This is a genomic window from Ruegeria sp. N10, from assembly GCF_056531545.1.
In genome coordinates this window covers 1-20,574 of record NZ_JBQFLY010000012.1, presented here as the reverse complement: position 1 = coordinate 20,574, position 20,574 = coordinate 1, and the positions used below count along the sequence as shown (strand labels likewise).

Sequence of the window (20,574 nt, the reverse complement as noted above, 5' to 3'; positions counted from 1 at the left end):
CTGAATAAAGGAACCGGCCTGCGTGTTTATGGACTGACGCGATACAAGATTGCGTTGTTCAGTAAAGGAGTTGAGACATGTTCAGAACCGCCATTCTTGTTGCGGCGATAGGCGTTGCGGCTGCCACGCAGGGCCAGACCGCGCATCACGTCAAATCTGCCACAGCCGAAATCATCAACGCGCAAGGCGACGTCATTGGTCAGGCGAAGGCGACGCAAGGGCCCAATGGTGTTCTGCTGCACGTACGCGTCACTGACCTGCCGCCGGGAAAACATGGGTTACACCTGCACAGCCATGGTGTCTGCGAGGCCGGTGAAGGGTTCAAGACGGCCCAAGGCCATGTTGGCAAAGTTGAAGGCGCACATGGGCTGCTGAACCCTGAGGGCCCCGAGCCCGGCGATCTGCCCAATCTATATGTGGGACAGGATGGTGTGGGCGAGATGGAGGCCTTTACAAACCTTGTTTCACTTGAGGGTGACGGGAGCGCATTGCTGGATGCGGACGGGTCAACTTTCATCATCCACGAAGCTGGCGACGATCACATTAGCCAACCCATTGGCGGTGCCGGGGGGCGCATCGCCTGCGGAATCCTGATCGCCGACTGACACTATTGTAAGCTGAACTACCGTAGAAATACCTGAACCTTCTGGTTTTATTGACTTCCCCATGACGTGGCGGCACAACCTGCCCATCACCATGTCATTGGGGGAGTTTTCCATGAAGAAAGTCTATGCCAATGCCGCCGAGGCACTCGATGGGGTGCTGACGGATGGCATGCTGATTGCCGCAGGCGGGTTTGGCCTGTGCGGCATTCCCGAACTGTTGCTTTCTGCCATCAGGGATTCGGGCGTCAAAGACCTGAGCTTTGCGTCGAACAATGCCGGTGTGGACGATTTCGGCATCGGCATCCTGTTGCAGACCAGGCAGGTCAGAAAGATGATCAGCTCGTATGTCGGCGAAAACGCCGAATTCATGCGCCAGTACCTGAGCGGTGAACTGGAACTGGAATTCAACCCGCAAGGAACACTGGCCGAACGGATGCGCGCCGGTGGTGCCGGTATTCCCGGGTTCTACACCAAGACGGGCGTCGGCACCGTGATTGCGGAAGGCAAGGAGCACAAGGATTTCAACGGCGAGACCTATATCCTTGAGGAAGGCATTTTTGCCGATCTGGCCATCGTCAAGGCTTGGAAAGCTGACGACACCGGCAATCTGGTATTCCGCAAGACTGCCCGCAACTTTAATGTGCCCGCTGCAACCTGCGGCAAGATCTGCGTGGCCGAAGTGGAAGAGATTGTTCCGCGCGGCTCACTGGATCCGGACAAGATCCACCTGCCCGGCATCTATGTGCATCGCATCATTCAGGGCGATCACGAAAAGCGCATCGAACAGCGCACCACCCGCAAGAAGGAGGACGCATAATGCCCTGGGACCGCAATCAGATGGCCGCACGCGCGGCAGAGGAACTGGACGACGGCATGTATGTGAACCTCGGCATCGGGATTCCGACGCTGGTGGCGAACTATGTCGGCGACAAGGACATCACACTGCAATCGGAAAACGGTATGCTGGGCATGGGCCCTTTCCCGTATGAAGGCGAAGAAGACCCGGACCTGATCAACGCGGGCAAACAGACGATCACCGAGCTGTCCCGCACTGCCTATTTCGACAGCGCCACGTCCTTTGCGATGATCCGGGGCGGCAAAATCGCTGCTGCGATCCTGGGTGCCATGGAAGTGGATGAGAAAGGCGACCTGGCAAACTGGATGATTCCCGGCAAGCTGGTGAAAGGCATGGGAGGCGCCATGGACCTGGTTGCAGGCGTTGGGCGCGTGATCGTGGTTATGGACCACACCAACAAGCACGGTGAAAGCAAGGTCCTGAAGGAATGCACTCTGCCACTGACAGGCAAGGGTGTCGTGGATCGCATCATCACCAATCTGGGCGTTCTGGACGTGGTCGAGGGCGGATTGAGAATCGTCGAACTGGCAGATGGTGTCAGTGAAGACGAAATGCGCGCTGCGACCGAAGCGACAATCGTCGGCTGAACAAAAGAAAAGGCCCGCCGGATCGAGGCGGGCCTTTTTCAATTTGAGGTCTGGAACACGCAACCATCTGAAATCAGATCCGGCGGTGTCGCGCACAAAGCCCGCGCGATCTGGAAAGCGGCCAGAACCTTGGGGACATAATCCCGGGTTTCGGCATAAGGCGGCACGCCGCTGTGTTTACGTACAGCCCCCTCACCCGCGTTGTAACCGGCCAAAACCAGAATCGGATCATTCCCGAACTCTTCCATCAGCCAGTTGAGGTATTTCACGCCCCCGGCGATGTTCTGCGAGGGTTGCAGACTGTCCTTAACACCGAAGCGGGCAGCTGTGGCGGGCATCAACTGCATAAGCCCCTGCGCGCCGGCCGAACTGACGGCATCTGCGCGACCGGCCGATTCAACCGAAATGACGGCCAGCACCAGCGCTGGCGACACATTGGTTCCCACGGTTGACCGCAAAATCTCGATCCCGCGTTCTTTTGCTATGTTTTGCAGCGATTGCAGCCGGGGTGATCTTACATTCGTCGCCGCCAGCGCGTTTATCGCAGCATCAAGCCGCCCGGCCCCACCTTCATCGATATGCGGTGAAATGCGGTCCCAGAATGCCTTGTACGACCCTTTCGGGTCAGGCACGGCACCGATTCCCGGCACTGTGGGCTGAACCACTTTGGTTCTTGCTATGATTTCTGGAACCGCCAGCTCCACCCCTGTGCTGGGGGCTGAGGGCTTGGCCGCGTGTTCCTCGGGTGTGATCTGAATGGTCACGCGAGGACGCTCACCCGGCTTGGGGGCCTTGATCCGCTTGTAAACTCCGCGCGGCTCAACCTCGGTCGCATACCCCGGTGCGACACCAGATAGTAGAAACGCCAGTACACCGGCGCATTGAAGTGCGTTCCGGAGAGTCATGTGCCTGCCTCATGTATTCTTTTTACGCGATTTGAACCGCGAATCTTCGCCCAAAGCCAGAAAAACAAAGCGAATTGGGGCAATTTCGCCTCATTTGGCGTAAATTTGCACCGCTGTGGAGCTCTTGGTGCGGATCAAAGAATTTTTTTTTATTTTATTTACAATGCTTTGCGCATTTAGTGACCAAAAAGTTAAGCCGCACGAAAAAAAATCTGTGTTTGGCCCAATTCCTGCCACGCACAACAGGCAAACATTAATCCATACCGAGACGGACATGAGCGGACTGAGAGAGAAAGCTCTGAAGAACGCCGAGGTTTGTTAAACTCTTTTTGATCCTTTAGGAGGGACGTAACATGATCAAGTTCATCAAGAACTTCCGCAAAGACGAAGACGGCGCAGTAACAGTTGACTGGGTTGTTCTGACCGCAGCAGTCATCGGCCTGGCAGCCGTTGCATACAACCAAATCGAGGGCGGCGCGACTGGTCTGGCTACCGGCGTAAACGAAGCCCTGAACAGCGCAGTGCTGGGCACTGGCGACAACACTGGTGCCGAAGGTGGCATCACCACAGCAGGTGCCAGCAAATAATAGGCGTTTGCTTTAGAATGATATCAGGCCGCGCCGATCAGGCGCGGCTTTTCTTTTTTCCACACTAATGAGTTTGGCCAAACGCACCCTTTGCGCCAGTTGTCGAATAGGTGCAATCTTCACCAGCAATATCGTCGGCCACTCAATACCGTTCACCGCACGATTCCTCATTCCTGAACAGAGCGGAGAGGGACGTTCCGTGCAGCCAGAAAACTCTCTTTTATATGAAGAAAATCAATATTTAGCCCAATTTCCGTCACCAAAGTTTCTCAGTGCTGTGCAAACGTGATGCACAATTCAGGAAAGACACTCTGGGAGACAACTATGGTCAAGTTTTTAAAGATATTTAAGTCGGACGAGGCCGGTGCTGTTACCGTAGACTGGGTCGTTCTCACCGCCGCCGTTATTGGACTGTCCGGTGCAGCATATGGCGTAATTGATGCCGGTGTAACTGGCATGGGTGGCAATGTTAACGAAGCAATGAGTACCGCCGTCGTAAGCACAGGTACAAATAACGATGCCAATGCTGGTATAACCACGGCTGGAACCGCGGGCGGCAACTAAAACCTCTATCACCTTTTGGCGGGACAGGGGTTTGTGCCGGACCACAAGCAACAAAAAACAATATTGCCACGACCGGTCAGGGCGTGGCTTTTTGCTTCGATCATCCCTGAGTATGCCCGGTTTGCAAAAATTGTTTCCAAGTTCAGCGCCTGAAGAGCGGGAAATCCAACCGAAAGACATTTTTGTCCCACATTTCGACACAATTTACATTTAACACTTGTGCTGTTTCAAAGTGGCCCTTTGGCCGCTTAGTATCCGACTAAATAAGAAAGAGGTGCATGTATGCGAGCGGTATTCGGACTTGTCCTGATTGTCGGCGTTGCTCTGGCTGGGGGCGCCGTTTACATGGCGCGCAATTATATTGCGGCTTATCAAAGCGAACTGGCGCGGCAGAAACAAGCGGCAGAAGAAGCATTGGCCAATGCCAAAGTCGACGTCGTTCCAACGGTAACTGTTTACGTTTCAAACCGTGCGCTGAAATACGGTGAACGCCTGACGCAGGAAGACATTCGCGCCGTAGACTGGCCGGAAAACGCGATTCCCGAAGGTACATTCTCTGATCTCGCTGTGCTCTTTCCCGAAAGAGGCGCCAATGAGCGTTATGTTCTGAGGACTATGGAAAAGGATGAGGCGATCATGGAGGTCAAGATCACACAGCCTGGCGAATCGGCCGGTCTGACCTCTCGTCTTGAAAGAGGTATGCGCGCCTTTGCGATTAGCGTTGACGTGGCCTCTGGTGTTTCAGGATTCCTACGCCCCGGCGATAATGTCGACATCTACTGGACCGGATCGAGCGGAACGGTAGAAGGGAATTCTGGCGGCATCACCAAACTGATCGAAACCAACGTTCAGCTCATCGCCGTCGACCAGACAGCTGGTTCGGACGTCGCAAGCGCAACGATTGCACGCACAGTCACGGTCGCAGCCACACCGGAACAGGTTGCTGCGCTGGCGCAGGCGCAGAACACCGGTCGCCTGTCGCTGGCCCTTGTTGGTGTGCAGGATGACTCAGTTGCGTCGGCAATCGAGGTGGATCAGCGCAAACTGCTTGGAATTACGGCAGCCGCACCGGAACCCGAAAAAGAAGTTGAACAGGTTTGCACGACGCGCATCAGACGCGGCGGCGAGATTGTCAACGTGCCTATCCCCTGCACAAACTGACGCCAATTCAGAGTGTTACAAGATTGGAGCCGCATCCCTGATGCGGCTCTTTTCTTATTGTTGTTGCCAATTCTCCACATAAGGAAAATTCCAGAAACCATTGATTATTGCAATAAATTCGGATTTCGCGCAGTCTCGTAGCACATAGGGCAAAAGACCCAAAAAACGAGGCGTGATCGGAGAGGCAGGTCACATGACAATACGTTCCTGGATCAGCGCAACCCTGCTGGGGTTGTCGCTTGTTATGGGCCCGGTCGGCGATGCCGCCTGGGCTGAAACCCTTCGCGTGGTAAAAAAGGGCACGGTGGAAACGCTGGAAGTTCCGATGAACCGCGCGATCGTTGTGGAAAGCGAACAACCGTTTGCAGAGCTCAGCATTGCCAACGCAGGCATTGCGGATATCTCCTCTCTTTCGGATCGCACAATCTACGTTTTGGGTAAGGCTCCTGGCCTGACCACGCTGACACTGTTCGATGGCGCAGGAAATCTGCTGGCCAACGTACGTGTCCGGGTCTCGCCCGATGTAACCGAATTCAAAGAGCGTCTGCGTCAGATTCTGCCAAGCGAGCAGATCGAAGTGCGCACCGCCAATGATGGCATCGTACTGTCTGGCACGGTTTCAAGCGCGGCCAAACTGGCCCGCGCACTTGAATTGGCTGAACGCTACGCGCCGGAACGTGTTTCGAATCTGATGTCCGTGGGTGGCGTGCAGCAAGTTATGCTGAAGGTACGCTTCGCCGAGATGAATCGCTCAGTCGCAAAACAGCTTTCTTCAACGCTTTCAGTTTCAGGTACTGATTTTGTCGGTGGTTTCAATCCGCAGAACCTTGTTCCCCCTGTCACCGTTGAAAATGGTGTCTTGTTGTTTGGTTTCGGGGTCGGATCAGCACAGGTCAACTTGCTGCTGCAAGCTCTCGAGACGAAGGGCCTTGTTCGCAACCTTGCCGAACCCAATCTTTCGGCCCTTTCTGGACAGGAAGCAACGTTCCTGGCAGGCGGTGAGGTTCCGATTCCGGTGCCACAGGATGATGGTGTCGTGGGAATCGAGTACAAAGCCTTTGGTGTTGAAATGGACTTCATTCCGCGTGTTGTGGACGGCGACCTGATCAATCTGGAAATGGCCACGTCTGTCTCGAGCATCGACTCCGGCTCGAACTTCACTATCAATGGAGACACCGTTCCCAGCTTTATCGTGCGGCAAGCCAAGACCACAATAGAATTACGCGACGGGGAAAGCTTTGCCATCGCTGGACTGCTTCAGGACAGCTTTGTGGATCAGGCCAACCAAGTCCCATGGCTGGGGGATGTGCCGGTTCTGGGGGCCCTGTTCCGCAGCGCTGATTATCAGCGTGATCAAAGTGAACTTGTCGTCATCGTCACAGCGCATCTGGTAACGCCGACACGTGGCGAGGCACTTGCCCTTCCCACAGATCGTGTCAAACCGCCCAGCGAATTTGACCTGTTCGTGAATGGTCGGGTTGCTCGTACACAGCGTCCCGGAGCCGGCGGAGCATCCGAAGTTGCCAAACAGAATTTTGGCAGCTCGTACGGCTACGTCCTAGATTGATCAGGAGGATAGGACCAATGCAGAAGTGGATCATCACACTGGGTCTTACGGTCGCCGTTGCCGCATGTGCGCGCGAGGCCGGATACGAGATCGATGCCGGAACCTTTGGAAACGCGACATTGAACAACATACAGGTTCAAAACGGCGAATTGACCTATGCTCAGATTCTCGGCCGCAGATTTGCCGCAGATGTGCCCAGCCAGGTGAACTTTGCCTTCAACAGTTCGCAATTGGACGCATCAGCGCAAAGCATACTGTTGCAGCAGGCTGACTGGATCAAACAGTTCCCCGAAGCCAGATTCCGGGTTTACGGACATACAGATGCCGTAGGTTCAATCAGCTACAACAAGAGCCTTGGGCTACGCCGTGCACAGGCCGTCGTCGCATTCCTTGAACGGCAAGGAATCTCGCGTTCACGTCTTGAAGCCGTTGTATCTTTTGGAAAAGCGCAGCCGTTGATCGCAACACCGAATCGCGACCGCCGCAACCGCAGGACGGTAACCGAAGTTTCGGGCTTTGTTGATCGGCATCCGCAACTGCTGGACGGTAAATACGCCAACGTCATCTATCGCGAATATGTTGAAAGTGCGACGTGGAGGAGCGCGATTGAGGACGTGACTTCAGCAGATACGACAAACTAGTGTCGATAGCTCTGGTGGATAATACAATCAGAATGGGCGATATCGTCGCCCATTTCCCTACAATTGGTTCTTTTGCGCCCAATTCTTGCCCAACTTCAAAGCAACATTGTGAACAATAGGGTGACCTGCGGCCAAATTTGACCGTATTGGGGCGACAGCACATCAATCTGGCGGAATTCGTTCATATGACATGCTGAGCCCTCACGACGAGGATAGTGTTTATGACCAGCGCAACGCCGCAAGACGAAACTTCTGCAATCCTGGCCTGCACCATAAGCCGGGATGTCCAGAATTTTGATCTTCTGATTGAAGACATGGAAACCATTCTGGGCGAGCGCTGGGGCGACTTGGGTTTTGCCGAAGCGCTGGCCTTTTTCAGCCAGCCAGAAGCCGAAGCGCTTGAATTCGTTGCATTGGCAATCGACGGGGAAGATGAAGACAACCTGTCATTGATGGGTGAAATCATCACGCGGGCCAAGGAAAAGAAAATCAAGGTCGTCCTGATCGCCGAGGACGTCACACCTGCTTCGCTCCACCAACTGCTGCGCAAGGGCGCGGACGAGTTTGTCCCCTACCCGCTTCCGGAAGGTGAATTGCAGGAAGCGGTAGAACGCATGAAGCAGCCCGATCCGGTTGTCATGGCGCAAGCCGCAGCTGTTCCTTTGGCAAATGGCGAATCAAAGGAAGGCGCTTTGTTCGTCGTTCAGGGACTTGCCGGTGGCGTGGGCTCCACGACTTTGGCGGTGAACCTGGCCTGGGAGCTGGCCTGTGCATCGGACAAGGATGCCCCGTCCGTCTGTCTGATCGATCTGGATCTGCAATACGGCACGGTTTCAACCTATCTGGACCTGGCGCGTCGCGAGACGGTGTTCGAAATGCTGTCCGATACGGATTCGATGGACAGCGAGGTTTTCTCGCAAGCTCTTCAAACATATGAAGAAAAACTGCAAGTTCTGACCGCGCCATCCGACATGGTGCCATTGGACCTGATTACCCCCGAAGACATCCAGCGCGTGATTGACATGGCGCGCACACATTTCGACTATGTGGTTGTGGATATGCCCAAGACGCTGGTCTTGTGGTCGGAAACGGTCTTGCAGGCGGCACATGTGTATTTTGCAATGATCGAACTCGACATGCGGTCGGCTCAGAATGCCCTGCGCCTCAAGCGCGCGTTGCAGGCCGAAGAACTGCCCTTCAACAAGCTGCGCTTTGCGCTGAACCGGGCCCCAAAATTCACCGACCTGAATGGAAAAAGCCGCGTGAAACGCATGGGAGAAAGCCTTGGCATCTCAATTGACCTGCTGCTGCCTGATGGGGGCAAGCCTGTCATGCAAAGTGGCGACCATGGTTTGCCGCTGGCCAATTCAGCCGCCAAGAACCCGCTTCGCCGGGAAATCGCGAAGCTGGCGAAATCACTTCACAGCCTTGGCAGCAACAGCGCTGAAGCTGCGTAACATCATCCCAAGGGGGGATCGCCGTGTTCTCAAGATATAAAAAACAGCCAGCAGCGCAGCCCGTTAAAGCGGCAGCGCAGCCGGTCGAAACGGCGGCACCCGCCGCGCAAGCTGCCCCCAGCCCCGCAGCAACGGCCGTCGTACGTAAACCTCAGAAAAAAACGGCCGAGGTTGCCGGGGCCGATCGTGATCGAAAACGCAAGGAACGGCTGAGTGAGATCAAGATCGAACTGCATCGCGAGTTGCTGGAGAACCTGAACCTGGCGGCTCTGGAGACCGCAGCCGAAGCGGAGCTACGAGCCGAAATCAGCGCAATCGCCAGCGAAGTTCTGGAAACCAGGAACATCGTTCTGAATCGCGATGACCGATCGCAGTTGAACAAAGAACTGTACGACGAAGTAACGGGTCTTGGTCCGCTTGAGACGCTGCTACAGGACGATACGGTCAACGATATTCTGGTCAACGGACCGCATCAGATATTCGTGGAACGTGCCGGTAAGCTGGAAATCAGCGACATCACGTTCAAGGATGAAAAGCACCTGATGCGGATCATCGACAAGATCGTGTCTGCGGTGGGCCGTCGTGTTGATGAATCCAACCCTTATGTTGACGCCCGACTGGCCGATGGATCGCGATTCAACGCCATGGTGCCCCCTATCGCGGTAGATGGGTCTCTGGTTTCGATTCGTAAGTTCAAAAAAGACAAGCTGGGTATTGATGATCTAGTCAGTTTCGGTGCGTTCACCGAGGAAATGGCTGCCTATTTGCAGGCTGCCGTATCAACCCGTCTTAATATCATCGTGTCGGGCGGTACCGGTTCCGGTAAAACGACCACACTCAACGCTCTGTCCAGCTTTATCGACGATGCCGAACGCATCTTGACCATCGAGGATACGGCGGAACTTCAGCTGCAACAAACCCATGTGGGCCGGATGGAAAGCCGACCGCCTAACGTGGAAGGCAAAGGTGAGGTCAGCCCGCGCGACTGTCTGAAAAACGCCCTGCGTATGCGACCTGACCGCATCATCGTCGGCGAGACACGCGGCGCCGAGGTGATCGACATGTTGCAGGCCATGAACACTGGCCACGACGGTTCGATGACCACGATCCACGCGAACTCGGCCCGTGACGGGATTTCACGTTTGGAAAACATGATCGCGATGGCCGGCATCGAAATGCCCATTAAGGCCGTCCGCAGCCAGATCGCAAGCGCTGTGAACCTAATCGTTCAGGCCAGCCGATTGCAGGATGGTTCGCGCCGGATGACCTCGATCACCGAGATTACCGGTATGGAAGGTGACGTGATTTCGATGCAGGAAATCTTTCGTTTTCAACGTGTTGGCCTGACACCTGACAACAAGATCATCGGTCACTTTACGGCAACTGGGGTGCGCAGCCACTATTCGGAACGCTTCCGTCTGTGGGGTTTTGATCTGCCCGCATCCATCTACGACCCAACCACAATGTAGGAGAACCGGGTATGCAATTGCCTATGGAGGCGATCATCTATGTCGCCATCTTTGTGGGGGTTCTTGCCCTGGTCGAGGGCATCTATCTGGTTGCGTTCGGCAAATCCATCAGTCTGAACAGCCGGGTCAACCGGCGTCTGGACATGCTGGAAAAGGGTGCCGGGCGCGAACAGGTTCTGGAGCAGCTGCGCAAGGAAATGCAGCAGCACATGAAATCACAGAGCATCCCTCTGTATTCGCTGCTTGCTGACAAGGCTCAAAAAGCCGCCATTGCGTTTTCTCCCCGTCAACTGATCATGATAATGGCGCTGGTCTCGGCCATGGCGTTTGTGGGTCTGAGCATCGGTACCGCGACAGACACAGCGCTGCGCGCCGCGATTTCAATCGCCATCGGTATTGGCGGCGTTTACGCGTGGGTGAACCACAAGGCCAAGAAACGTATGGGAATGATCGAAGAGCAGCTGCCTGACGCGGTTGAGCTGATGGTGCGTTCGCTGCGTGTGGGTAATCCTTTCGTTTCGACAATTCAGGTTGTTTCGAACGAAGTTCAGGATCCGCTGGGAACCGAGTTTGGTGTTATCGCGGATGAATGCGCCTATGGTCGCGATGTGGGCGAGGCGCTGAAGGATATGGCTGAACGTCTGGATATGCAGGACTTGCGGTTCCTCGCGGTTGCTGTGGGTATTCAGCAGCAGTCCGGTGGTAACCTGGCCGAAATTCTGGCTGGATTGGCACAGGTGATCCGTGCGCGGTTCCGCCTGTTCCGGCGTGTCAAGGCAATCACGGCCGAAGCACAGTGGTCAGGCAAGTTCCTGTCTGGCTTCCCAATTGCGTGTCTGATTTTCATCCTGGTCAAGGACCCAGGATATTATGACGAAGTGTTGGATCACCCCTGGTTCATCCCTGCTTGTTTCATTGTCGGCATTTTGCTGACACTGAACCTGATCGTCATGAAGATCATCACCAACATCAAGGTCTGAGGGCAGCACAATGGAATTTCTGACCAACATCAATGATCTGCTGACTCAACACCTGGGTGAGTTCGGCCCCCTTATCGTGGTGGGTGTACTTGGCCTGATCATGGTTCTTGTCGCTGTCTCACTAATCATGAGCCAGCCGGAAGATCCTCTGAAGAAACTTCAGCGGTCGAATGCGGCCCCGCGGGCAACGAAAAAAAGCAAGAAAGAGCAACTGCGAAACTCCAGTCGAAATGAGCAGCTTGAGAAATTCGCGACTTTTCTGGAGCCGAAAAACGAAGAAGAGTATTCGGCGGTTGAGCTGAAGCTGCGTCAGGCGGGATATCGGTCAAAAGATGCGGTCCGGTTCTTTCACTTTGCGCAGTTTTCGCTAGGTATCATTGGTATCGTTGTCGGTGTTCTGCTGATTACGGTCCTTTCAAACGGTCAGGAATTCACCGGCCAGCAAATGATGATCCGGGTGTTCGTGCCAGCCGCAATTGGTTATTTCGCCCCGAAATACTGGATCACGCGCCGGGTCGAAGCACGCAGAGAGGCAATTACAGCAGGCTTTCCCGATACGCTTGACCTGATGCTGGTCTGCGTTGAGGCCGGACAGTCACTGGACCAGGCCATCGTTCGCGTGTCCGGTGAAATGAAATCCTCCTACCCCGATATCGCTCAGGAATTCGAAACCGTCGCACACGAGATGAAAGCCGGTAAGGACAAAGACACTGTATTGCGCGATTTCGGAGTGCGCTGCGGCGTACAGGACGTAAACTCATTCGTCACCGTGATGATCCAGTCAGCGACTTTCGGCACATCCATTGCCGAGGCATTGCGGGTTTACGCCTCAGAGATGCGTGACAAACGCGTGATGCGCGCCGAAGAGGCTGCGAACAAGTTGCCTACAAAGATGACTCTTGTCACAATGATGCTGACAGTTCCGCCACTGCTGATCATTCTGGTCGGCCCGTCGGCGAATGTCATTTCGAGTTTCGGGCGTGCGGGCGGATAAAACCCTATGAAAGCTGAATTCTGGTGCTTCCCGTCCGGGTTCCGCCGAATACTTAAGGCCACCGTGGTTTGCACCATGGTGGCTTCTTGCACAGAGGGCCTCTCGCCGAACGGCCTGGATGCGCCGGGAGTTGATCCCAGGGGACAAGCAGAAGACAATATCGAGGTCGGAAACCGGCTGATGGCTGCCGGTGAATACGAACTCGCGCTTGATACTTTTACCCGCGCCGCCCTGGACCAGGGTATGACGACACAGGTCTTGACCTCTCTGGGTACGGCCAATCTTGGGTTGCGGCGTTTAGGGCAGGCCGAGAAATTGCTGCGCCGTGCCGTGGAAGGCGATCCGGATTGGCCTGTTGCATGGAATAATCTGGGCGTTCTGCTGATGGAGAAACAGGAGTACCCCGAAGCGGCGCAGGTCTTTCAACGGGCTTACGCGCTGGACAATGGCGAAAGTGACGCAATCCGCGACAATCTGCGCTTAGCACTCGCAAAAATGGAAAATCCTGTTAATAATATCCCGCAAGAACAACAAGAATATACACTGGAGCAGCTTGGCGACGGGCAATTCGCGCTACGCAAGATTCAGTAATCGAGGCAAGAGCAGTAAAGGACGCAAAAAATGCGCCAGCAATTCTTGATTCCGGCTGTTGTTTTCAGCGGTCTGATCCTTTCGGCCTGTGCAAAGGAATCCGAAGAGGAAAAAGTGGAACGGACGTTTCAGGAAGTGAACGTTATTGACGAAACCAACCTGAACGATGTGTTGTTGAGTGCCGCCGACCCGAATGAGGCAGTGACCTATTTTCACGGTGCCGCACTCAAGAACCCTGATCGCATCGATCTTCAGCGCGGGTTGGCAATATCCCTGGGACGCGCAAAACGCACCACCGAAGCGGCAGCAGCGTGGAAGCGCGTGACGACAATGAAGGGTACGAACGCCGCAGACAAGGTCGAGTACGCCGATGCGCTGGTGCGAAATGGCGACTGGTCTCAGGCCAAAACCGTTCTGGATACGGTTCCCCCAACGTTCGAAACCTTTAAACGCTATCGCCTTGAGGCGGTGGTCGCGGATTCCCGGAAAGAGTGGAAGCGGGCTGATCATTTCTATGAAACGGCCGTTGGGCTGACCACCCGTCCGGGCAGCGTAATGAACAATTGGGGGTATTCGAAACTGACCCGTGGCCAGTATGCCGAGGCCGAACGCCTGTTCACCGACGCAGTCCGCCAGGACAGCTCTTTGTTCACTGCCAAGAATAATCTGGTGCTGGCCCGGTCAGCGCAGGGCAACTATAGCCTTCCAGTGGTGCCGATGACCCAGGTTGAACGGGCGCTACTGCTGAATACGATGGGTATTTCCGCGGTCAAGCAGGGCGATGTAGAAACCGCGAAAAACCTGTTCCGCGAGGCCATTGCCACCCATCCGCAACATTTCGATGAAGCGGTCCGCTCGCTTCGTGCGCTTGAAGAGGCCTGACACATGCAAATCCCCGCTGCGGCGGCGGCATGGTTCCTGCCCTTCGTGCTGCCGATCTGCTTTTACGTGGCCTTCACGGATATGCGTGAGATGCGGATCAAAAACCATGCAGTTGTTGCGCTGGCGTTGATTTTTGTCGTGGTCGGGCTGGTTGCCATCCCGCCCTGGTCCACCGGCGCGGTCAGCGGTCATCTGTTGCTGATCAATGTGTCGATGCCGATCTATTTCTGGCACCTTCTGCATATCCCCGTGGTGTTGATTTTCGGCATTCTTCTGAACGCGTCAGGGGCAATGGGCGCGGGCGACGCTAAGTTTCTTGCCGCGTCCGCGCCATTTGTCTGGCTTGGCGATCTAAAGCTGGTACTGCTTATTCTGACCGCCTGTATTCTGGCCGCCGTGGTCACGCATCGTTTGGCGAAAATCACAAGGTTGCGCACCATTGCGCCACATTGGGAAAGCTGGGATCGGGGCAAACAGTTCCCCATGGGGTTCGCACTGGGTGGCTCGCTGGCCATGTATCTGATTCTGGGTACTGTTCTCGGTTCGTAAACTATCATCAGCGCGCCTTGCCGCTGCCTTTGTCCCGCCACAAAGCTGGGTCATTTTTCCTTCAAGTCGCCCTTATTCGGGCAGTTGGCGTTACAATTTGACGAACGAGCACCGCGCATGAATATGCAGACTTCCTCTGTTATGGCCCCCCCTACCCCGAAGGGGTTAAGCGAAATGAAGCTTCCGCTGGTGATGATGCGGGATATCTTGCTTAAGACCATATTCCGCAAGAACACCAGCACCGTGTCAGAAGTTTCTGCGGCCATATGTCTGCCTGGCGCTGTGACCCAGGAACTGATCGACATCGCACGCGAGCAGAAGCTGCTTGAGGCAATGGGGACGCTGAACGCCAACAGCGGCAACGAGATGGGATATCAGCTGACTGATGCCGGCAAGGCCCGCGCTCTGGATGCCCTCAGCCAGTCCGAGTATTTCGGTGCGATGCCCGTTCCGCTGGATGTCTATCGCGAGCAAGTCAAACGTCAATCGATCCGCAACATTCAGGTCACGCGCGACCAGTTGACCAACGCCATGGGCCATCTGGTTCTGCCCGACAGCCTGCTGGATCATCTAGGCCCGGCAGTCAGCGCAGGCCGGTCGATCCTGATGTATGGTCCGCCGGGCAACGGTAAATCGTCCATCTCGAACGGCATTCGCGATGCGCTGGGGGACAATGTCTATGTGCCCTACGCCATCGAATATGCGGGGCAGGTGATCACGGTCTACGACCCGATCGTGCACACCGCGATCGAGCAGGAAGCCGACGACCCGAACAGCCTGCGCCGCCGCAAACGGTTCGACTCACGCTATGTACAGTGTGAACGCCCGACCGTTGTCACCGGCGGTGAACTGTCGCTTAGTATGCTGGACCTGGTTTATAACCCTACCGCGCGAACCTATCAGGCACCGCTGCAGCTGAAATCCACGGGCGGCATCTTTATCGTGGACGACCTTGGCCGTCAGGCCGAACCGCCGCAGGCGCTGGTCAACCGCTGGATTGTTCCACTGGAAGAGAACAAGGATATCCTTGGCCTGCAATCGGGTGAGAAATTCGAAGTTCCGTTTGATACGCTGGTCATCTTCTCGACCAACTTCCACCCGAACGAGATATTTGACCAGGCGGCCCTGCGCCGAATCTTCTTCAAGATCAAGATCGACGGCCCGAATCAGGAAAACTTCCTGAAGATTTTCGCCATGGTTGCGCGCAAACGCGGGATGCCGCTGGATGAGGCGGCGCTGGTGCACCTGCTGAAGGTCAAATACCCGACCATCAACAACATCTACGCCAACTATCAACCGATCTTTCTGATCGACCAGATGATCTCGATCTGCGAGTTCGAAGGCATCCCCTATCAGATGAGCCCCGAACTGATCGACCGGGCCTGGGCCAACATGTTCGTCAAAGACGAGAAAATCGTCAAATAACGCCGTGCCATTACCACTCTGGGGCGGGTAGTCTGCGTTCATGACGCAGATTCCCGCACGGATTGCCGCGTGGTTTTCCACCAAAGGCTGGTCCATCCACCCGCATCAGCAAGAGATGTTCGACCGCGCATTCAGCCCGGCGACACTGCTGATTGCGCCCACCGGTGGCGGCAAAACCATGGCCGGGTTTCTGCCGTCGCTGGCTGAACTTGCGGATGCTGGCCACAATGGATTGCACACGATCTATGTCTCGCCGCTCAAGGCGCTGGCCGCCGACATCAAACGCAATCTGCGCACCCCGGTGGATGAGATCGGCCTGCCTGTCAGGATCGAGGATCGAACCGGTGACACCTCAGCCACGCAGAAGAAACGCCAAAGGGCTGATCCACCGCATATCCTGTTGACCACGCCGGAAAGTCTGGCGTTGCTGAACTCGTACGAGGATGCCCCGCGTATGTTTGAAGGTGTGCAGCGGATCATCGTCGATGAAATCCACGCACTGGCTGAAAGCAAGCGCGGAGATCAGCTGATGCTGGCGCTGGCACGTCTGCAACGCCTCAATCCCGATCTGCGCCGCGTCGGGTTGTCGGCGACGGTGGAAGATCCTGTTGCGATTGCCCGCTTTCTGGCTTGCCACCCTGACCCCTGCCAGATTGTACAGGCCGACCCCGGCCCGGACCCGGATATCCGAATGCTGGAAACGTCGCAAATGCCGCCCTGGTCTGGCGGTGGCGCGGCTTATGCTATTCCAGCCGTGCTGGAGCAGATCAAGCAGCACAAGACCACATTGATCTTTCACAATACGCGCGCCCAGGCCGAGATATTCTTTCACAATCTGTGGCTGGCCAATGATGACGGTCTGCCCATCGGTATCCATCACGGCAGTCTGGACCGGCAGCAGCGCGAGCGGGTCGAGGCGGCGATGGTCCGGGGTGACTTGCGCGCCATCGTCTGCACCGGTTCGCTGGATCTGGGCATCGACTGGGGGGATGTCGATCTGGTGATCCAGATCGGCGCGCCCAAGAACGTCAAACGGCTGGTGCAAAGGATAGGACGGGCCAACCATCGCTATAACGCACCTTCCAAAGCCCTTTTGGTGCCTGCAAATCGCTTCGAAGTGGTCGAATGCGTCGCCGCGCTAGAGGCCGCCAAAGCCCATGAGCTGGATGGAGAGCCCCGCGGCCGAGGCCCGCGCGATGTTTTGTGCCAGCATATCCTGATTGCCGCCTGCGCCGGGCCGTTTAACGCTGATGATCTTTATGCCGAGATGACATCCGCCGGGCCTTACGCTCAGCTGAAGCGGGCCGAGTTTGACGCTTGCCTGAATTTCTGTGCTACCGGCGGCTATGCTCTGCGAGCCTATGATCGCTGGCAAAGGCTGCAACACGGCGCCGACGGGCACTGGCAACTGCGCGACCCGCGCGCCGCATCGCGAATTCGTATGAACCTGGGCACTATTCAGGACACGGATACGCTCAAGGTTCGTCTGAAACGCAACCGGGGCGGCAAGCCACTGGGAGAAGTAGAAGAAGCATTCGCTGCCTCGCTGACGCCCGGCGACACCTTCCTGATCGGTGGGCAAATCGTGCGGTATGAGGGACTGCGCGAGATGGTGGTCGAAGTCACGCGGCGCGCAGACCGAAAGCCAAAGATTGCGACCTTTTCGGGCACGAAATTCGCAACCTCCACGCAGCTCAGCGACCGCATCCTGAACATGTTTGCCCAACAGGGCTGGCCACAGCTTCCCCCTCATACGGCTGAATGGTTGGATTTGCAGCGCCAGATGTCCCGCCTGCCCCAGCGTGACCGGCTGCTCATCGAGAGCTTTCCCAGCGACGGGCGTGAACATCTTTGCGTTTACGGCTTTGCCGGACGAAATGCACAACAGACTTTGGGCCTGTTGCTGACAAAACGGATGGAGGAGACCGGACTGGCCCCGCTGGGTTTTGTCGCCACGGACTATGCCACACTGATCTGGGGTCTGGACGCGGTTACCGATCCCCGCCCGTTGCTTCAACCCGATGCACTGCGCGACGGGCTTGACACCTGGCTGGCAGGTAACGCCGTTATGAAGCGCACGTTTCGTGCTTCGGCCACCATTGCCGGTCTGATCGAACGCAACATGGCAGGGCAGCGCAAAAGCGGGCGGCAGGCTACGTTTTCGTCCGATATCCTGTATGACACCTTGCTGAAATACGATCCCGATCACCTATTGATGCAGATCACCCGCGAAGAAGCCATGCGTGGGCTTGTCGATTTCGGTCGGATCGAAACAATGCTGGCCCGAATTGGAGACAGGATTGATCTGGTGCGGCTCGAGCGTGTCTCGCCCCTGTCAGCGCCACTGTTTCTGGAGGTTGGCAAAGTGCCGGTGAAAGGCAGTGCCGAAGAAAGGCTTCTGGCGGAAGAAAGCGCGCGGCTGCTGCAAGCGGCGGGGTTGGAACAGCTTTGATCTGCTTGCGTCGGGCCCTGAAACAGGCCAAGAACGTAACATGAACGAACTTGAGTTTCCCTTTGCGGGTCAGCGCCTGTGTGCTTTGCCGTCCGGTGCGCTTTGGTGGCCAGACGAAAGCTTGCTGTGCGTGTCGGACTTGCATCTGGGTAAATCCGAGCGCGTCGCGCGGCGTGGTGGGCCTTCACTTCCGCCTTATGACAGCCGTGAAACGCTGGACCGCCTGAAAGATGACCTGGGACAAACGAACGCCAAAACCATTGTATGTCTGGGCGACAGCTTCGATGATCTTGAAGCTGCCCGGGCGCTGCCAAAATCAGAAATGCTGAGGATCGCGACCTTACAGTCCGGACGTCAGTGGATCTGGATTGAGGGGAACCACGATCCCGGTCCTATTGAGCTGGGTGGAACCCATCTGTTCGAATGGCACCGTGGCCCGCTTGTTTTCCGTCATATCGCGCAGGATCCCGCGCGAGGAGAAGTTTCCGGCCATTACCATCCAAAAGTCCGGATCAGGGTCAAGGGACGTCATATTTCACGCCCCGCTTTTCTGCTGAATGATCATCGCATTATACTTCCGGCCTATGGCGCTTTTACCGGGGGGCTTCGCAGCTCTGATCAAGTGCTGTCGGCACTGATGGGATCGCAGGCGATGGCGATCCTCACAGGTCCGCGTCCATACATGTTGCCAATGCCGCAATAGGTTCAGATCAGGCCATCCATTTCCAGCATCGGTTTGTATTTCCGGCTGACCGGAACCAGATCACCATTGATCAATTTCAGATAGGTTTTACTGCCTTCCCTTTCGACACTTACAATGGATGCGTCGGTGACCCAATGCGAACGGTGCGAGCAATGACCCGGGACAGGCTCCATCTCGGCAATCGCATCTGTGAAACGCGACCGGAGCGTGAAGGTGCCTTCTGAGGTGACAACATCCACGTTGTGATCCCGAACGGTCAAGCGATAGATCTGCCCGTTGAATCTGGGTGGCAAGCGTTTGACAAGTCGTGGTTTTTCAAGATCAGATTCAGTAATTGCCGCGGCATTCAGATCGTTGCGCTGTACAAGCATCAAGCCTGTCGCGAACAAAGCGCCATAAACCACAACCCTCTCGGCGTCCGGCGCCATGTATCCACCACAGGTGAAAAGAACCCAGGCCAACATCCAAAGTGAAGGCGTGAACAATGCCAAGGTCAAAGAAACAAATGCCAGATCCCTCGCCGGAACATTCAGGAAAACGGAGTTCTTCCGCATCAGCTTTCTGGCAAGCCCAGTCACCGTCAAAGCAAGGACCATCACTCCGGCCCAGAATACAAGCCGCAGTCCAAATGACAGGTCAGAATCAAGGAAGGGTGGAAACGCATATGCAAGTAAAGGAAGAAAGACCAAACCCGCCACCACACGCTGCGGTGAAAATGCCTTCAGGATTATACTTATTTTAGACGTCATACCGCTTTTGTGCATGAATTAGCATAGCTCACCCCGAATGTGTCAAACACAATAGTGCCTTCACCTGTAACCAGCTGGGATTACAGGGATATCACGATTTGTTCGGCTGTCAAACCCATTCAGGGTGCTTTGCCCATGCAGTCAGGGGGCGGTCAGGGGGCGATTTGGCTGGAGCTTTGCCTGCCAAAAAAGGGGGCCGGTCCGAAGGGTCCGATCCGGCCCCGCGTATATCACGCGGTCAGGCCTTCTGGTTCGGGGAGTTTGTTTGCGCGGCAGCAGGCGGTGAGGGTGTTGGCCAGCAGGCAGGCGATGGTCATGGGGCCGACGCCGCCGGGGACGGGGGTGATGGCGCCGGCGCGCTCGGCGGCGCTGGTATAGTCGACATCGCCGACCAGCTTGGTCTTGCCATCGCGTTCGATGCGGTTGATGCCCACGTCGATCACGGTGGCGCCTTCCTTGATCCAGTCGCCGGGCACCATCTCGGGGCGGCCGACAGCGGCCACGACGATATCGGCGCGGCGCACCACATCCGGCAGGTCCCTGGTGCGCGAATGCGCGATGGTCACGGTGCAGCTGTCCCCCAGCAGCAGCTGCGCCATCGGCTTGCCCACGATGTTCGAGCGACCGATGACAACTGCATCCATGCCCGACAGCGACCCGTGGTGATCGCGCAGCATCATCAGGCAACCCAGCGGGGTGCAGGGCACCATCGATTTCTGACCGGTGCCCAGCAGGCCCACATTCGAAATGTGGAACCCATCCACATCCTTGGCCGGATCGATCGAGTTGATCACCAGATCCTCGTTCAGGTGTTTTGGCAGCGGCAGCTGTACCAGAATGCCATGCACCG

General features: G+C 56.1%; 21 protein-coding genes. 18 read left to right on the top strand and 3 right to left on the bottom strand.

Features of this window, described 5'->3' with window-relative positions; translation table 11 throughout:
* Positions 1-77 precede the first annotated feature (77 nt).
* The 3 genes from ACR0JI_RS15380 (at position 78) to ACR0JI_RS15370 (ending at position 2,048) form a co-directional block, all read left to right on the top strand.
* Positions 78-605: a superoxide dismutase family protein gene (locus ACR0JI_RS15380; protein WP_480473702.1), complete on the top strand. Its 528-nt coding sequence runs from the start codon at positions 78-80 to the stop codon at positions 603-605.
* Positions 606-717: 112 nt separating this feature from the next.
* A complete protein-coding gene (locus tag ACR0JI_RS15375) occupies positions 718-1,422 on the top strand; it encodes a CoA transferase subunit A (RefSeq protein WP_480473703.1) in 705 nt (234 codons plus the stop codon).
* Positions 1,422-2,048, top strand: a complete 627-nt coding sequence (locus ACR0JI_RS15370) for a CoA transferase subunit B (protein WP_480495174.1) — start codon at positions 1,422-1,424, stop codon at positions 2,046-2,048. Before ACR0JI_RS15375 ends, ACR0JI_RS15370 begins: the two co-directional genes overlap by 1 nt.
* Positions 2,049-2,086: 38 nt before the next feature.
* Here the strand turns inward: ACR0JI_RS15370 and ACR0JI_RS15365 are convergent, their stop codons facing one another.
* Complete coding sequence (locus ACR0JI_RS15365; RefSeq protein WP_480484373.1) at positions 2,087-2,953, bottom strand: lytic transglycosylase domain-containing protein; 867 nt, start codon at positions 2,951-2,953, stop codon at positions 2,087-2,089.
* A 353-nt stretch (positions 2,954-3,306) separates the two neighbouring features.
* Between ACR0JI_RS15365 and ACR0JI_RS15360 the strand changes: the two genes are divergently transcribed.
* The 15 genes from ACR0JI_RS15360 to pdeM all read left to right on the top strand — a co-directional run bounded on the left by ACR0JI_RS15360 (position 3,307) and on the right by pdeM (position 18,975).
* On the top strand, positions 3,307-3,540 hold the full coding sequence (locus tag ACR0JI_RS15360) for a Flp family type IVb pilin (protein ID WP_480473706.1): 234 nt from the start codon (positions 3,307-3,309) through the stop codon (positions 3,538-3,540).
* A gap of 324 nt (positions 3,541-3,864) precedes the next feature.
* Complete coding sequence (locus ACR0JI_RS15355) at positions 3,865-4,104, top strand: hypothetical protein (RefSeq protein ID WP_480473708.1); 240 nt, start codon at positions 3,865-3,867, stop codon at positions 4,102-4,104.
* 282 nt (positions 4,105-4,386) lie between these two features.
* Entirely contained in the window at positions 4,387-5,265 is an 879-nt protein-coding gene (gene cpaB, locus ACR0JI_RS15350; RefSeq protein ID WP_480473709.1) for a Flp pilus assembly protein CpaB, read from the top strand.
* A gap of 193 nt (positions 5,266-5,458) precedes the next feature.
* Complete coding sequence (locus ACR0JI_RS15345; protein WP_480473710.1) at positions 5,459-6,832, top strand: type II and III secretion system protein family protein; 1,374 nt, start codon at positions 5,459-5,461, stop codon at positions 6,830-6,832.
* 17 nt (positions 6,833-6,849) lie between these two features.
* Entirely contained in the window at positions 6,850-7,473 is a 624-nt protein-coding gene (locus tag ACR0JI_RS15340) for an OmpA family protein (protein ID WP_480473711.1), read from the top strand.
* Positions 7,474-7,694: 221 nt separating this feature from the next.
* The gene (locus ACR0JI_RS15335) at positions 7,695-8,930 is read left to right on the top strand and encodes a CpaE/TadZ family protein (RefSeq protein ID WP_480495176.1); all 1,236 of its coding nucleotides are present in this window, start codon (positions 7,695-7,697) and stop codon (positions 8,928-8,930) included.
* Between the two features lie 23 nt (positions 8,931-8,953).
* On the top strand, positions 8,954-10,399 hold the full coding sequence (locus ACR0JI_RS15330; protein ID WP_480473713.1) for a TadA family conjugal transfer-associated ATPase: 1,446 nt from the start codon (positions 8,954-8,956) through the stop codon (positions 10,397-10,399).
* A gap of 11 nt (positions 10,400-10,410) precedes the next feature.
* Positions 10,411-11,379, top strand: a complete 969-nt coding sequence (locus ACR0JI_RS15325) for a type II secretion system F family protein (RefSeq protein WP_480473714.1) — start codon at positions 10,411-10,413, stop codon at positions 11,377-11,379.
* 10 nt (positions 11,380-11,389) lie between these two features.
* Positions 11,390-12,373: a type II secretion system F family protein gene (locus tag ACR0JI_RS15320; RefSeq protein ID WP_480473715.1), complete on the top strand. Its 984-nt coding sequence runs from the start codon at positions 11,390-11,392 to the stop codon at positions 12,371-12,373.
* 6 nt (positions 12,374-12,379) lie between these two features.
* Positions 12,380-12,964: a tetratricopeptide repeat protein gene (locus ACR0JI_RS15315; protein WP_480473716.1), complete on the top strand. Its 585-nt coding sequence runs from the start codon at positions 12,380-12,382 to the stop codon at positions 12,962-12,964.
* 30 nt (positions 12,965-12,994) lie between these two features.
* Positions 12,995-13,846, top strand: coding sequence for a tetratricopeptide repeat protein (locus tag ACR0JI_RS15310; protein WP_480473717.1), 852 nt, complete (start codon positions 12,995-12,997; stop codon positions 13,844-13,846).
* 3 nt (positions 13,847-13,849) lie between these two features.
* Positions 13,850-14,395: a prepilin peptidase gene (locus ACR0JI_RS15305; RefSeq protein ID WP_480473718.1), complete on the top strand. Its 546-nt coding sequence runs from the start codon at positions 13,850-13,852 to the stop codon at positions 14,393-14,395.
* A 117-nt stretch (positions 14,396-14,512) separates the two neighbouring features.
* The gene (locus ACR0JI_RS15300; RefSeq protein ID WP_480473719.1) at positions 14,513-15,820 is read left to right on the top strand and encodes an ATPase; all 1,308 of its coding nucleotides are present in this window, start codon (positions 14,513-14,515) and stop codon (positions 15,818-15,820) included.
* A gap of 40 nt (positions 15,821-15,860) precedes the next feature.
* Positions 15,861-18,272 carry a ligase-associated DNA damage response DEXH box helicase gene (locus ACR0JI_RS15295; RefSeq protein WP_480495178.1) on the top strand — a complete coding sequence of 804 codons (2,412 nt, stop codon included), beginning with the start codon at positions 15,861-15,863 and terminating at the stop codon, positions 18,270-18,272.
* A gap of 40 nt (positions 18,273-18,312) precedes the next feature.
* Positions 18,313-18,975, top strand: coding sequence for a ligase-associated DNA damage response endonuclease PdeM (pdeM, locus tag ACR0JI_RS15290; RefSeq protein WP_480473721.1), 663 nt, complete (start codon positions 18,313-18,315; stop codon positions 18,973-18,975).
* Between the two features lie 2 nt (positions 18,976-18,977).
* On the opposite strand, the gene ACR0JI_RS15285 is transcribed toward pdeM, so the two are convergent.
* Complete coding sequence (locus ACR0JI_RS15285; protein WP_480495180.1) at positions 18,978-19,529, bottom strand: LytTR family DNA-binding domain-containing protein; 552 nt, start codon at positions 19,527-19,529, stop codon at positions 18,978-18,980.
* Positions 19,530-19,954: 425 nt separating this feature from the next.
* Positions 19,955-20,574, bottom strand: a 620-nt coding sequence (locus tag ACR0JI_RS15280) for a tetrahydrofolate dehydrogenase/cyclohydrolase catalytic domain-containing protein (protein WP_480495182.1), incomplete at its 5' end; no start/stop codon positions are given.